The sequence below is a fragment of the Salmonella sp. JXY0409-18 genome, assembly GCF_020268625.1.
Taxonomy (GTDB): Bacteria; Pseudomonadota; Gammaproteobacteria; order Enterobacterales; family Enterobacteriaceae; genus Salmonella; species Salmonella enterica.
Genome location: NZ_CP084216.1, coordinates 2271828 through 2285006 on the forward strand (window position 1 = coordinate 2271828; position 13179 = coordinate 2285006).

Consider the following 13179-nt stretch of genomic DNA (forward strand, 5'->3'; position numbering starts at 1 on the left):
GTCATTCCTATAAACAAAAACACCATTGCAGATGCAATGGTGTTTAACGTCATTTCAGGACTGTACGATTACTTTTGGCTATCGGCGCGGCGCTTTCTGCCGGTTGGGTTATTCACCACGCTGCTGGTGTCGCCTTCAGTAACAACCTTACGCTGGTTGGAAATTCTGTAATCCAGTCCAAGTATATGACGAGCCTGACGGTTCGATTTCATGTTAACTCCTCAATCCTGTTGCTAGTTTTAAGGACAAATTCGCTTACGCGAAAGAAACGTAACCCCTAAGGTTGCCGATACAGCATAGCAGGTTTTACAGAGTAGGGTGCTGCCCGCTTACCACATAGTTGATGGTCTGCTGGTAGATGTCACTGAGGATGTCATTGTCGGAAGCCTCAACCCATTTGGTCAGCTCCATTAAAATATCATCTTCAGTGACAACGCCTAACTCCGCGCGTAATCCTTGTTCAATCGCGTTGACCAGGGCCGGTTGTGCTGCTGAGGTATTTGCTGAGTGATAAGTAAACATATAATGCCTCCGTGAACATGTATTTATTTAGTACGGCTCGCAGAAAATTAATTCGTATTCAGCATGGCAAATATTTTTGCGGCTGTGGTTAAGATTAGTCCTGGAGTTATTTTAACGCAAGGCGGAACTCTAATTGTTTACCCCAGAAGAAAATATATTACGTTTGCCAATTACATATCCTCATACAAATAGTGGTCAATTAATATACATTTAAAAGGCTACTTATTGCGATTTTTATCTTTTATTACAACGAGATAAGACAAATCTTAATTTGAATAAAAATATACATAGTGGAATACGCTTCCGGAAGAAAACGTAAGGATAAAAGGAGGGATATATTCTTTAAAGAAAGGGAGGCCTGTTGATTTAATATCCATCACTGAAAAAGCATACAACTATTTTCTATATCTGAAGTGCGGGTAATTGACAACATGCTACATCCATCGGCATGGACAACGCAGATTAGCAGCATGGTCTATACTTTATTTTTTGAGCCAACAGGAGAGCAAAAATGACAATCCATAAGAAAGGTCAGGCACACTGGGAAGGCGACATCAAACGGGGTAAAGGTACCGTATCAACAGAAAGCGGCGTGCTTAATCAACAACCGTATGGATTCAATACCCGGTTCGAAGGCGCGCAGGGGACCAACCCGGAAGAGTTAATTGGCGCCGCACATGCGGCCTGTTTCTCCATGGCACTATCACTCATGCTGGGAGAGGCTGGATTTACGCCGACATCCATTGACACCACCGCTGACGTATCACTTGATAAGGTGGAGGCGGGCTTCGCCATTACCAAAATTGCGCTACAAAGCAAAGTCGCGGTAGCAGATATTGATGCTTCAACTTTCGATCAAATCATCCAGAAAGCAAAAGCCGGGTGCCCGGTATCGCAGGTTCTGAATGCGGAAATCACCCTCGACTACCAGCTTAACGCCTGATAACTCCGCCAGCCCGGTAACGACTCTTGTTTATCGGGCTGTTGAATATCGCTTTTTCTCCCTCTCTCATTTTCTTCACGCTATCGGGCGTTAAAAGTACACGGAGCGAATGAAAAAGTATCAGACGTCAGGAACCTCGAGAAGCGTCTTCTTACCGTGTCTTTGTTGGTATTCATTACAGGTGTTAATCATTTTCTTTGCAGCTCCTTTTAGTAAAGAAAGCATTAAATCATCATAATCAACGTAGAATCTGGTTGTTTCGGTTTCCGTTTTTATCTCCCCAATTGCTGCTATTTCAGTGGCTAATTTCAATTTTGCCGCATCGATATCTTTATTCGCTTGTTTCACTGTAGCCGATAAGCTAGTAAAGAAATTTTGCACTGCTTTTAGCCTGTTATTCAATTCTGGAATCAATTTCCCTTCAATCACGCCCGCAGCAATAGAATAGGAAATAATTAATCCAAATGGACCGGCGACTATGCCTGCAGCAGCACCGGCATAAGCTTCCTTACGAATTCTATCCACCTGTGACTGGAAATAACTACTTTTTTCCGAGAAATCATTGGTTAACTGGCTATCTAATGCCAGCAGTTTTCCGGAAGCGTTGTTGAAACTTTGTGAACTTGCCAGGAGAGATTTTTGCGCTTCATTCAGTTTATTGACGCCATCATCTAATATCCTGATGAGAATATCTTTCTGGGCTGATGCTTTTTTCTCATTATATTCATCAAATAGTAAAATATACGCTGAGAGTAATTGCGTCACGACACCACACCATTCATAAACAGTTTGTGTCGCTTCAAAATACTTGTCCTGGCTGTCCATAAGCAAAACTTTAATATCACCAACTAAAACAGAAGCTGCCTGCGAGTACTCCTGTTTAAAACGGCTTAACTCTTTTATGGTTTCATCAAAGGTCTTCCAGGGGATGACCTGGTCGAGGTATTTGTTATAAAAATCTAATGCCCCATCTGCGGTTTCGATCGCGCTTTTAACTACCTCTACAGTTTGTTCTGCAAATATTCCAGTCATAATCATTTGCCTCTTTAAATATATAAGTTGCAATTAAGCTATTGTTTTATAACTTATTCCTACCTATTACCTCCAGGCAGCTTTTGTAGCTTAAGTTAACACTCCAGAAGCTGGAAATACTGCCAACTGCCTGCTTATCTACGCAGGGTACGATTACTCTGCTGCATTTTCTCCAGAATACGACCAAAAGAAACTGTTTTGCTTCCTACTTTCACCATCCCATCTTCCGGCAAGTAGCTAAATTTGACGTACAGTATATTGTTGCTGGTTTTATCTTTTGGCTTCATAGCCAAAATAGCTTGCTGTAATGCTTTTAGGTCGGCGGGGATCCCCACCGCATCGGTGATATCGGTACCGGGCACAAATTTCGATACCTGATCAACAGTTTGAGTCAATATATCCTGCAGCGGAAATAAACCGGTAAAACGTTGTTTGGGTTTATATTTTGTCACTCCAATATAAATGTCAGGTAGACCTTTAATGTGGTTTTCAATACTGCGAGTTTTATTTTGCAACATAAATTCGCTAATCTCTACCGGAGAGCCGATCAATACCAGCGGTTTCACTCCTGCACCTTTTTCGGAAAAGAGATAGTTGTTATTGTTGCTTTTTACTGCTTTCTGCAACTCGCCACGATCCATGATTAAGCTGTAATATTTACCCTCTTTCACAACAGGTTTGGGTTCACGCCACATATTGATATCGCTAGCTTGTGCTAAACTGGATGCCATCATGTAACCGAAAAACGCCAATGTTACGGATAGTTTCATTAACTTTACCTTTTAATTAGCCAAAAAAAATAGCACTCGTAAAAAGTATAAAGCCGTGGTTACAACAAAACTTAAACGTCGCTCACTTCACCGATAAGCATTTATTTATCTTAATAATGTAAATTACCCTTCCAATAATGCCTGAATTATTACCCTTTGGATTCAACTGTTTGCAGTTATAGTGCTAAATAACAATAAATCTACTGGAAGTATACAGTTTGTGTACGAAAGGTGTTTTTTATGATTACGGAAACCTGAAATTGTCCGACTATCTGTAAATGCTATGAAATTGTATTGTAGATCCGATTGCGCCCGGTGCTGATGACTACCGGGGCAATAGTGGTTGGTTTAGCCCTGATAGGGTTCGCCAGCGGCGTAGACGCCGCAAGCCGTTTTGGCCAGGGCTGGTGGTTGCCTCCGGAATGCTGACAGGCAATCTGTTTACGATGTTTGTTCTGCCCACCGTTTGTGTCTGGCTGGCGCGATTGCGACAGCATGTCAGAGCGAAGTTCTCTTTCATCAGCTCAACGTAGCGCATACCTCGTCATTTGCTATTGTCGTGGTCTACTTTTTCGCCCTAAAATCTGCTCGCCATGTTGCTTTATTCATCAAACATCAAAATCAGTCAACGTAAATATCAATAATAGCCATATCACGGAGGGTGATCTTTATTCCTGAGAGAGGAGGGGTATTATTTTCTGCGTTCTACATTAACGGGTTAACGCGCAGATGTAGAGGTTATTTATATAATTATTGGAGCAACAACAATGAATAAATTCTCCCTTGCTACAGCAGGTATTATCGTGGCAGCGCTGGTAACCAGTGTTAGCGTGAATGCGGCAACAGATACTACTAAAACAAACGTTACGCCTAAAGGTATGAGCTGCCAGGAGTTTGTTGACCTCAATCCGCAGACGATGGCGCCAGTCGCTTTCTGGGTGCTGAATGAAGATGAAGATTTTAAAGGCGGGGACTACGTTGATTTCCAGGAAACTGAGACGACAGCAGTGCCGCTAGCCGTTGAGCTTTGTAAGAAAAACCCGCAGAGTGAATTAAGCAAAATAAAAGACGAAATCAAGAAAGAACTCTCAAAATAAGAGTAAACTGATATCAAAACCCGGCCTGTGTGTCGGGTTTTACTATTTGTGACACCGTCACAAATAACATCTTCCATTTCTTCTACCAATCACGTGGTATTGCACTATTTTCATTAGAGCCCTTTCACTATATGGAGACCTAATGAAAATTTTACCGCTGGCACTCTTTATCATTCCTTTTCTGGCCGGATGTGGCGCCAATAATACGCCGCCGCAAACGCCTATTCCCGGGGAAAAAACATCTGCCAAATTACGTACCCTGGAAACAGGCGCGGCGGCTATTCAATCCAGACCACCTGTCGATGCCATCAGTACCTACCTTGACGGGTTCCATTTTTATAGCGGTGATAAAAACGGACAGATGGAAGCGCACCATTACGTTACCGTCCTGAACGAAGATGTCATGCAGGCGGTGATTTACGACGGCAATACGAAAAACGCGCGCCTGATGGGGGTGGAGTACATTATCAGCGAACGTTTATTTAAAACGCTTCCTCCCGAGGAGAAAAAACTGTGGCACAGCCACCAGTACGAGGTGAAATCCGGTAGCCTGGTGGCGCCTGGCTTACCGCAGGTCGCTGATAAGGCGTTGATGAGTAAGATTGTTAATACCTATGGCAAGACCTGGCACACCTGGCATACCGACCGGGATAAAACCCTGCCAATGGGTATCCCTGCGCTGATGATGGGCTTTACTGGCGACGGGCAGCTTGACCCCGCGCTGCTGGCCGATCGGGATCGCCGTCTGGGAATTGATACCCAGGCCATTAAACGCGAGCGGCAGGCTCTGCCTGAACATCCCGTTATCAAGGGGGCTAACGCCTGGGAGCAGGGAGAGGTTATCCAGCTACAGCGTGTTCAGGGCGCTGGCGAACACGGGCGAGGCGATACCGCGCACTTCGGTACATCTGAGCAATCCCGACAATAATTCCACGCTTTTACACGCAGATACGAAAAAGAACGCCTGTTAAGTGACAGTGTCACGTAAAGATTAGCCCCATAGTCTATGCTTGTTCTTCGGATGCTGTAGAGGTTATGGGTTAAACGGAGCGATAAATGAGTTCAAAAATTTTTTGCAAAAGCTGGGGGGCTGAATATATCGCCGCTGATGTTGTCCGCTTTCGTCTTTGGGCCACCGGTCAGCAAAAGGTTATGCTCAGGCTTGCGGGTAAAGACCAGGAAATGCAGGCGAGCGGTGACGGCTGGTTTACGCTGGACGTCTCCGGGGTGACGCCAGGTACGGAATATAATTTTGTACTCAGCGATGGCATGGTGGTCCCCGATCCGGCTTCCCGCGCCCAAAAAACTGACGTCAACGGTCCGTCATATGTGGTTGATCCAGGCAGCTACGCGTGGCGCAACACCGGGTGGAAAGGTAGCCGTTGGGAGCAGGCCGTGGTGTACGAGATGCATACAGGCACGTTCACTCCGGAAGGCACCTTCCGCGCCGCAATAGCGAAGCTGCCTTATCTCGCTGAACTCGGCGTTACCGTTATTGAAGTGATGCCCGTTGCGCAATTTGGCGGCGAACGCGGCTGGGGCTATGACGGCGTACTGCTTTACGCGCCGCATTCAGCCTATGGGACGCCGGATGATTTCAAAGCGTTTATTGACGCCGCGCATGGGTATGGTCTTTCCGTCGTCCTGGATATTGTGCTGAACCATTTCGGCCCGGAGGGAAATTATTTACCGCTATTGGCGCCGGCGTTTTTCCACAAAGAGCGCATGACGCCGTGGGGAAATGGTATCGCCTATGATGTCGACGCCGTGCGGCGCTATATCATCGAGGCGCCGTTATACTGGCTGACAGAATACCATCTCGACGGCTTACGCTTTGACGCTATCGATCAGATTGAGGACAGTAGCGCCAGGCATGTGCTGGTTGAAATCGCACAACGTATTCGGGAAGACATTACCGACAGACCCATTCATCTGACCACCGAAGATAGCCGCAATATTATTTCTCTGCATCCCCGTGATCAGGGTGGCAATGCGCCGCTGTTTACCGCCGAATGGAATGACGATTTTCATAATGCCGTCCACGTTTTTGCGACCGGAGAGACCCAGGCCTACTACAACGATTTTGCTGATGCCCCGGAAAAACACCTCGCAAGAGCGCTGGCCGAAGGATTCGCTTATCAGGGAGAAATTTCACCACAAACCGGCGAACCTCGCGGCGTAAAAAGTACCGGACAACCCCCGGTCGCTTTTGTGGATTTTATTCAGAATCACGATCAGGTCGGTAACCGCGCCCAGGGCGACAGACTGATAACCCTGGCGGGTGCTGAACGAACAAAAGTATTGCTCGCCACGTTGCTGCTTTCACCGCATATTCCGCTGCTTTTTATGGGCGAAGAGTATGGCGAAAGCCGTCCTTTTCTTTTTTTTACCGATTTCCATGGGGATTTAGCCCGCGCCGTTCGTGAAGGTCGCGCAAAAGAGTTTGCCGATCATGCAGGGGAAAATGTTCCGGACCCGAATGCGCCAGAGACCTTTCAACGCTCAAAACTTAACTGGAAGCAACAGCACAGTGAAGAGGGTAAAGCGTGGCTGGCGTTTACCCGCGAACTACTGCTTTTGCGCCAGAAGCATATCGTACCGCTGTTGTCTGCTGCCCGTGAGAGCTCAGGAACGGTATTGCAAACCGCGCCCGGGTTTATTGCCGTTAGCTGGCGTTTTCCGGGAGGAACACTGTCACTGGCGCTGAATATTAGCGCCACGACGGTATTACTGCCCGATTTACCGGGTAAGACTCTCTTCGCCTGGCCGAATGAATCCACCGGGTCGCTTTCCCAACATTCTCTTATTGTCCGCTTAGCTCAGGGAGAGTCTGCATCATGATCCCAACTGCAACGTATCGTCTTCAGTTTCGTAATGGCATGACCTTCGATCGCGCTGCGGCGCTGGTGCCTTACCTTAAAAATCTGGGTATCAGCCATCTTTATGCCTCACCCATCTTTACCGCCACCAAAGCGTCAACGCATGGTTATGATGTCACCGATGCGAATGAGATTGAGCCTTCTATTGGCGGGCGCGAAGGATTTGAAAGACTGGTGGCCGAACTTAAAGCGCAAGGGCTGGGATTGATCATCGATATTGTGCCTAATCACATGGCCAGCTCGCTGGAAAACGCCTGGTGGCGCGACGTGCTTGAATATGGCAAGGAGAGCCGTTACGCGCGCCATTTCGATATTGACTGGTCGCGCCGACTGACGCTGCCTTTTTTAGGCGACACGTTTGACGCCGTGCTGGAAAACGGAGAAATTGCGATCAAGCCCGATCCCGCTACGGGTAAACCCACGTTCGCCTATTATGATAACTATTATCCGCTTGCGCCGGCGACGTGGCAGGGGCGCGAGGCCGAAATACTGGCGCTTACCGATAAAGCCGCTATTGCTGATTTGCATGAGCGCCAGCCGTGGAAATTAATGTCCTGGCGCGATGCCGCTCGCTCACTTTCATATCGGCGTTTCTTTGAGGTCACAGGGCTGGTAGGAATGCGGGTGGAAGATAAAACCGTCTTCGACGATACACATCGGCTGATTCTGGAGCTGGTCAGAACGGGGGCGGTTGACGGTTTACGTATCGATCATATCGACGGCCTTGCCGATCCGAAAGCCTATCTTGCGCGTTTACGTCAGGAAGTGGGGCCGGCGTGCTATATCACCGTGGAAAAAATTCTCGCTAAAGGCGAGCAACTTCCTGATGACTGGCCGGTTTCCGGCACCACAGGCTATGAATTCATCGCCTCGCTGGCGGAGGTGCTGGTTGACGATGAGCAGATAGACAATCTGCGCCAGGCTTACGAGACCGTTAAAGGCGCGCCAGTGGATATGCGGGCGGAATTACGGGCGGCTAAATTGCTGATGGTCGATCGCAATTTCGAGGGGGAATTTACCCGGCTGCTCGCGCTTGCGCTGTCGATTGCCAGCGAGCTACAGATCGCACAGGAAGAGAGCGTCGTTCGGCAGGCGTTACGCGAGTTATTAATTGCCTTTCCCGTATATCGCACTTACGGCACGGCAGAAGGGCTACCGCCGACCGATATTTGCCTGTTACATCGTATTGTGGAACGGGTAAAGACGCTTGAAAACCCTCCGCAGCCAGAAGCGCTTACATTTCTGAGCCGCCTTCTTACCGGCGATGTTCCCGCCTCCAGCCAGGAGGAGGCGACACAGTTTCGCGTTCGGTTCCAGCAACTCACCGGTCCGCTGATGGCGAAATCGGTAGAGGATACGCTTTTCTTTCGTCAAAACATGGGACTGGCGTTAAATGAAGTCGGCGCCGAGCCCTTCACGCATCACTTCTCCATTGAGCGCTTTCACCATGAGATGAAAACTCGACAGGCGCGACAGCCTGATGCGTTATCCGGTACGTCGACCCACGATACCAAGCGAGGCGAGGATGCGCGAGCACGGCTGTATACGCTTACCGAAGCGCCGGAACAGTGGAGCGAATGCCTTGCCCGCTGGCGGCAGATGAACCAGACCCATGTCAAATTTTTGAATGATGGCACTGCGCCAAAATCGGCGGATACGTGGATGTTATATCAGGCGCTGACCGGCGTCTGGCCCCCGATGCTACAACCACAGGACGAAAAAGGTTTAAACGCGCTGAAAATACGCTTTGAAGCCTTTGTGGAGAAAGCGCTACGCGAAGCGAAGCTACGTACCGATTGGGTGGACAGTAATGAGGCTTACGAAACGGCAATGCTTGATTACGCCCGTTATTTACTGGCGCCGGATAATCAGACATTTTTGCAGGATTTTTATCGTTCCTTGCAACCCTTCATCCGCGCAGGGCTGGTTAACAGCCTGACGCAGACCGTTATCAAATTAACCGCGCCGGGAGTACCTGATATCTATCAGGGAAGCGAGGCGTTGAATTTTAGCCTTGTCGATCCCGACAACCGCCGCGAACCGGATTTCGCCACGCTGGCGCAGCAGTTAGACCAGCTAACGCCGGGAGTTTTCTCGTGCGAAGAGAGTTGGCTGAACGGGCAGGTGAATCAGTATGCCACCGCCGCCTTACTGCGTCTGCGTCAGCAGAATCATGATCTCTTCCGTTTTGGCGACTATATACCGCTGCGGGCTGTTGGTCAGCGTGCCGACAAAGTCATCGCTTACGCCAGAGCCAATCATGATGATGCGCTGATTGTTGTTGCGCCCCGACTGGTGTTCGCCGAATGTGACGGCTTATTGTCACAATCGCATAGCGGTTTCTGGGCAGGAACCGACATTATTATACCCGGACAGCTTAATCAGCATCGTTATCGCAATGTGCTTACCCGGGAGAGGTTAATGCCTGGTGAACGCCTGTCGTTGGCCTCACATCAGGGCGGCGTACTGGTTTTAATGAGCGACTGAGTTTATGTGTTGATGTGCCGTGACAGGACAACGTTTACCGTGGGTGGAGAAAGAGAATGACAACAAACAGGGCTTTTGAAATCAGATCAGGATACAGCCATACGCTTGGCGCGAATTATGACGGCGAAGGCGTGAATTTCGCTATTTTTTCCGCCCATGCGGAACGCGTCGAGCTTTGTCTTTACGATCCGAGCGGGGAGCATGAAATCGCTCGTCTGGAGTTACCGGAGTATACCGACGAAATATGGCACGGCTATGTCCCGAAGTTGCAGCCCGGCGCGCTGTATGGGTACCGTGTTTACGGTCCTTATGACCCGGAAAATGGTCATCGTTTTAACCCCAATAAGCTGCTTATTGACCCTTATGCCCGTGAGCTGGTGGGCGATATTCAGTGGAACGATGCGCATTTCGCGTATCAATTACTTCATGACGATAAAGATTTGACCTTTGATGACCAGGATAGCGCGCCATTTACGCCTAAATGCCGGGTGATTGATCCGGCTGAGGCGAATTGGGAGGATAGACAACGGCCTTCCATACCGTGGTCGAACGCCATTATTTATGAAACGCATGTAAAAGGCTTTACCCAGCTTAATTCCGCGATCCCTGAGCCTATACGCGGTACGTTTGAGGGCATGGGGCATAAAGCCAGCGTGGATTACATTAAAAGTCTGGGGATTACCTCCGTCGAGCTTTTACCCGTTCACTGGTTCCCGGACGATCAGCATCTGCTCGATAAAGGACTGAAAAATTTCTGGGGATACAACTCGCTGGGCTTTTTTGCGCCGGCGACGCGCTACTATGGTCCAAAAGGTATTCAGGGATTCCGCGATATGGTGCGCGCTTTCCATGATGCCGGCATCGAAGTGATACTGGATGTGGTCTATAACCATACGGCAGAAGGGAATGAGCTTGGTCCCACGCTGTCATTTAAAGGTATCGATAACTTCTCTTACTATCGCACCATGCCCGATCAGCATCGCTATTACATTAACGATACAGGGACAGGTAATACCGTCAATACCTCTCATCCACGGGTACTGCAAATGGTGATGGATTCGCTTCGCTATTGGGCGGAGTCAATGCATGTCGACGGCTTTCGTTTTGATTTGGGCACCATTCTTGGTCGTGAGCCGGAAGGCTTTGATCAGAGAGGCGGCTTTTTTGATGCGGTAACGCAAGACCCGGTACTGGCAAAACTGAAACTGATTGGCGAACCCTGGGATATCGGACCGGGCGGCTATCAGGTTGGCGGTTTTCCACCAGGGTGGGGCGAATGGAATGATAAATACCGCGATACGGTGCGCGAATACTGGAAAGGTGACAACGTCACAAATGATTTCGCTGCACGCCTGCTGGGTTCCGGCGATCTCTATGATTTGCGCGGCCGTCGCCCCTGGTCAAGCGTTAACTTTATTACTGCCCATGACGGCTTCACGCTGAACGATCTGGTGTCTTATAACGACAAACATAATGAAGCCAATGGCGAAGATAATAATGACGGGCATAATGATAACCGCTCCTGTAACTATGGCGCAGAAGGGCCAACCGACGACGAGGGCATCAATGCGATACGCGAGCAACAGAAACGTAATTTCCTGACCACCTTGCTTTTCTCGCACGGCACGCCGATGTTATTAGCGGGCGATGAGTTTGGCCGCAGTCAGATGGGCAATAACAATGGCTACTGTCAGGACAGTGAAATATCGTGGGTCCACTGGGATAATTTGCCGGAAACCGCCAATGCGCTACGGGAGTTTACCCGTCATCTGATTCAACTGCGCGCCACGCAACCGTTGCTGCGCCGGGAGAGCTGGCGTGACGGTCTGGAGATCCGCTGGTTTAACGCCGGCGGAGGGGCGCAGCAATCCGAACAATGGGATGAGGGATCGACGATAGGCGTATGTATTAGTCGACCCGATCTTCAGCCGGAAGCGGGGATCTGGCACGACGCCTTACTGCTTTTCAATCCGTTTGAAGGCAGCGTACCGTTCCGTATTCCGATGTGGGGAGAAGGCGGCTGGGTACTTGAACTGACGACTGCCGATAACGCGCAGCAGGGAATGCGGATTACCGAAGAAATGGATTTCGATCTGGCCGGGCGCAGCATCGTGTTATTCAGTCGCCCCTGATAGTGAAACCGCGCTCCGGACCCAACCGGCCTTGATGGCCGGTTTTTTTACTGGCGCTCAGGCGATATCATGCCGCAGAAATAACACCGTTGTCAGTTTATCGCCCGAAAAATTCATCCGCCTGTTGGTATTCCTTTAATTGTCTTCACCGATATTCGCTTCAGGCCGTCTATTGCCATTTCAAGGTAGGTACGTGGACATCCCAGATTTAAACGGATAAATCCGCTGCCCGCCGGGCCAAAGCCGCTGCCCATTGAAGGAGCAATACCCGCGACATCCGCCATTACCCATTTTAGCTGTTCGTCATCCAGTCCCAGCTTTTTACAATCCATCCATAATAAATAGGTTCCCTGCGCCGGGACAATTCTTGCCCAGGGAAGGTGCTCTGTCGCTTGTTCAACAAACCAGCGGCGGTTTTCCGCCAGGTAATCCAGTAGCGAATCCAGCCACTGTCTGCTTTCATTCCATGCGGTAGTCGCCGCCTGAACGGAGAGGGCGTTAAAGACGTCCAGCCCATGAGCGTCCAGACGAGACAGAAAACGCTGGCGAAGCGTAGGATCGGGAATGAGAAAATTAGAAATTCGCAACGACGATAAGCCAAATGTTTTGCTGGCCGCAGTGGCGGAGATGACCCGTTTATGCCAGCGCTCCCCTAAATGCAGTACCGAGGTAAAGGTTTCGCCGGGCAGCAATAGATCGGCCCATATTTCATCCGAGATGAGAGTGACATCATAAGCTTCACATAATAAAAGCAGTTGCTCCAGCTCGTTGGCCGACCAGCAACGCCCGGTTGGATTATGTGGATTACACAAAATCATCAGCGGAGGGCGCTCATGGCGAAACAGCCTTTCCAGTTGGCAAAAATCCATCTGGTAGCCATCGTCCGGCGACTCGCTAAGGGGATTCTCCAGCAGTTTTCTACCATTAAGCGTGATTATTTTGGCGAAGGAGCCATAGTATGGCCCCTGTACCACTACGCCGTCGCCTGGATGCGTCAACATTTGCACTAAGAGCGCCAACCCTGGTACGACGCCTTCCACGCTGCATACCCATTCTTGTTTTAACGTGAGCTGGTGGCGTGATGAAAACCAGTGAAGCAGGGCGTTAAAATAGGCCTCATCGCGTTCGCTATAGCCAAATACGCCGTGCTCGATTCGCTGATGCAATGCCGCCTGAACCTCAGGCGGGCAGGCAAAATCGAAATCAGAAACCCACATCGGCAGCAGTTTTCCAGCGCCGTCGCCAAAGTGACGCTCAATAAAATCCCACTTTACCGAACCAGTATTGTTGCGATTGATAATCTGGTTAAAATCCATC

11 protein-coding genes and 1 pseudogene are annotated in these 13179 nt (G+C 49.3%); 7 read left to right on the top strand and 5 right to left on the bottom strand.

Annotated elements, in window-relative coordinates:
* Nucleotides 1-68 precede the first annotated feature (68 nt).
* Together sra and bdm are read right to left on the bottom strand one after the other, a co-directional pair.
* Entirely contained in the window at nt 69-212 is a 144-nt protein-coding gene (gene sra, locus LDB27_RS10905; RefSeq protein WP_000841559.1) for a stationary-phase-induced ribosome-associated protein, read from the bottom strand.
* 94 nt (nt 213-306) lie between these two features.
* Nucleotides 307-522, bottom strand: a complete 216-nt coding sequence (gene bdm / locus LDB27_RS10910) for a biofilm-dependent modulation protein (RefSeq protein ID WP_000495700.1) — start codon at nt 520-522, stop codon at nt 307-309.
* A 511-nt stretch (nt 523-1033) separates the two neighbouring features.
* Here bdm and LDB27_RS10915 point away from each other — a divergent pair.
* Nucleotides 1034-1465: an OsmC family protein gene (locus LDB27_RS10915; protein WP_000152297.1), complete on the top strand. Its 432-nt coding sequence runs from the start codon at nt 1034-1036 to the stop codon at nt 1463-1465.
* Between the two features lie 120 nt (nt 1466-1585).
* Here the strand turns inward: LDB27_RS10915 and hlyE are convergent, their stop codons facing one another.
* On the bottom strand, nt 1586-2497 hold the full coding sequence (gene hlyE, locus LDB27_RS10920) for a hemolysin HlyE (protein ID WP_001530116.1): 912 nt from the start codon (nt 2495-2497) through the stop codon (nt 1586-1588).
* A gap of 134 nt (nt 2498-2631) precedes the next feature.
* Entirely contained in the window at nt 2632-3267 is a 636-nt protein-coding gene (locus LDB27_RS10925; RefSeq protein ID WP_000778344.1) for a hypothetical protein, read from the bottom strand.
* Between the two features lie 300 nt (nt 3268-3567).
* On the opposite strand from LDB27_RS10925, the pseudogene LDB27_RS10930 reads away from it, so the two are divergent.
* The 6 genes and pseudogenes from LDB27_RS10930 to glgX form a co-directional block, all read left to right on the top strand.
* Nucleotides 3568-3800, top strand: a pseudogene (locus LDB27_RS10930) (efflux RND transporter permease subunit); the annotation flags it as partial.
* A gap of 234 nt (nt 3801-4034) precedes the next feature.
* A complete protein-coding gene (gene hdeB, locus LDB27_RS10935) occupies nt 4035-4364 on the top strand; it encodes an acid-activated periplasmic chaperone HdeB (protein ID WP_001032161.1) in 330 nt (109 codons plus the stop codon).
* Between the two features lie 142 nt (nt 4365-4506).
* Nucleotides 4507-5292, top strand: a complete 786-nt coding sequence (locus tag LDB27_RS10940; RefSeq protein WP_023230784.1) for an OBAP family protein — start codon at nt 4507-4509, stop codon at nt 5290-5292.
* A gap of 128 nt (nt 5293-5420) precedes the next feature.
* Complete coding sequence (gene treZ / locus LDB27_RS10945) at nt 5421-7205, top strand: malto-oligosyltrehalose trehalohydrolase (RefSeq protein ID WP_000095563.1); 1785 nt, start codon at nt 5421-5423, stop codon at nt 7203-7205.
* Nucleotides 7202-9730: a malto-oligosyltrehalose synthase gene (gene treY, locus LDB27_RS10950; protein ID WP_000613153.1), complete on the top strand. Its 2529-nt coding sequence runs from the start codon at nt 7202-7204 to the stop codon at nt 9728-9730. Before treZ ends, treY begins: the two co-directional genes overlap by 4 nt.
* A gap of 56 nt (nt 9731-9786) precedes the next feature.
* A complete protein-coding gene (glgX, locus tag LDB27_RS10955) occupies nt 9787-11862 on the top strand; it encodes a glycogen debranching protein GlgX (protein WP_225519948.1) in 2076 nt (691 codons plus the stop codon).
* A gap of 113 nt (nt 11863-11975) precedes the next feature.
* On the opposite strand, the gene LDB27_RS10960 is transcribed toward glgX, so the two are convergent.
* Nucleotides 11976-13178: a MalY/PatB family protein gene (locus tag LDB27_RS10960; RefSeq protein ID WP_000347156.1), complete on the bottom strand. Its 1203-nt coding sequence runs from the start codon at nt 13176-13178 to the stop codon at nt 11976-11978.
* Between the last annotated feature and the right edge of the window lies 1 nt (nt 13179).

Excerpts from the sequence above, each read along its gene's own strand:
- sra (WP_000841559.1), bottom strand. The coding sequence starts at position 212 with ATGAAATCGAACCGTCAGGCTCGTCATATACTTGGACTGGATTACAGA.
- LDB27_RS10940 (WP_023230784.1), top strand. The coding sequence starts at position 4,507 with ATGAAAATTTTACCGCTGGCACTCTTTATCATTCCTTTTCTGGCCGGA.
- hdeB (WP_001032161.1), top strand. The coding sequence starts at position 4,035 with ATGAATAAATTCTCCCTTGCTACAGCAGGTATTATCGTGGCAGCGCTG.
- LDB27_RS10925 (WP_000778344.1), bottom strand. The coding sequence starts at position 3,267 with ATGAAACTATCCGTAACATTGGCGTTTTTCGGTTACATGATGGCATCC.
- treY (WP_000613153.1), top strand. The coding sequence starts at position 7,202 with ATGATCCCAACTGCAACGTATCGTCTTCAGTTTCGTAATGGCATGACC.
- treZ (WP_000095563.1), top strand. The coding sequence starts at position 5,421 with ATGAGTTCAAAAATTTTTTGCAAAAGCTGGGGGGCTGAATATATCGCC.
- bdm (WP_000495700.1), bottom strand. The coding sequence starts at position 522 with ATGTTTACTTATCACTCAGCAAATACCTCAGCAGCACAACCGGCCCTG.
- LDB27_RS10915 (WP_000152297.1), top strand. The coding sequence starts at position 1,034 with ATGACAATCCATAAGAAAGGTCAGGCACACTGGGAAGGCGACATCAAA.
- glgX (WP_225519948.1), top strand. The coding sequence starts at position 9,787 with ATGACAACAAACAGGGCTTTTGAAATCAGATCAGGATACAGCCATACG.
- hlyE (WP_001530116.1), bottom strand. The coding sequence starts at position 2,497 with ATGACTGGAATATTTGCAGAACAAACTGTAGAGGTAGTTAAAAGCGCG.
- LDB27_RS10960 (WP_000347156.1), bottom strand. The coding sequence starts at position 13,178 with ATGGATTTTAACCAGATTATCAATCGCAACAATACTGGTTCGGTAAAG.